Here is a 744-nt window from a genome sequence, read left to right on the forward strand (position 1 = left end):
CCACACCAGACCTGATCGACTGCAGCCGGTTTGAAGTTGCGCTTGAGCCGATTGGGCGCGACAAACGCTTCCACTCCCTTGGATCTGAATGGGTGCGGCTGGCGTTGTTTACTGACAATGTTGGCCTCCCTCATCAGCGCTCGGACAAGGCCTCTTCCGATCGCGATGTTTTGGGACTTCAGGCCCTTGCTGATCATTCTGGAACCCATGGCTTCGCGGCTTTCGCTGTGCAGTTCAACCACTTTGAGCTTGAGCTCTTCGCGCCTGATCCGCGGTCGGGCTCGCCGCTGAAGCCACTCATAAAAGCTGCTGCGCTTTACATCGAAAACACGACACACGACGGCCGTCGGGAACGACTCTCTTAGTTCCGCAATCATCGAAAACGATCGGGATCCGACATCAAGAGAGCGGTAGCCTTTTTTAAGATCTCGGCTTCCATTTCCATGCGCTTGATCTTGGCCTTTAGTTCCTGGATCTGGCGCTGATCTTCGGTAATCGCCTTGGTGCCTTTGACTGGCTGCCCCTCGCGCTCCTTGCGAACCTGATCGACCCAACGCCGTAAAGCGGTGGGCCCGATATCCAGCGATGCACAAACGTCTGGAACCGGGCAGTTATCATCAAGCACCATGCTGGCAGCATGCAGCTTGAACTCGCGTGAATAGACCTTTCTTTCGTTCATGGAACCTCCAAGTTGGCGAAATCATATCGCCCTTAAGAGGTGTCCGGAATTATTAGGCCAGTTCA

Annotated in this window: 2 protein-coding genes; both read right to left on the reverse strand. The window is 54.7% G+C overall.

Annotated features, from left to right (window positions below; translation table 11 throughout):
* Positions 1-377: IS3 family transposase (locus AC1RS8_RS28010; RefSeq protein WP_493164247.1), on the reverse strand; the 377-nt coding region annotated here is incomplete at its 3' end.
* Positions 374-679, reverse strand: coding sequence for an IS3 family transposase (locus AC1RS8_RS28015; protein ID WP_057713040.1), 306 nt, complete (start codon positions 677-679; stop codon positions 374-376). The genes AC1RS8_RS28010 and AC1RS8_RS28015, both read right to left, overlap by 4 nt.
* Positions 680-744 lie beyond the last annotated feature (65 nt).

It is taken from the genome of Pseudomonas sp. GW821-FHT12A04, assembly GCF_058807755.1.

Bases quoted from the DNA above. Each gene is read 5' to 3' on its own strand.
- AC1RS8_RS28015 (WP_057713040.1), bottom strand. From the start codon at position 679: ATGAACGAAAGAAAGGTCTATTCACGCGAGTTCAAGCTGCATGCTGCC.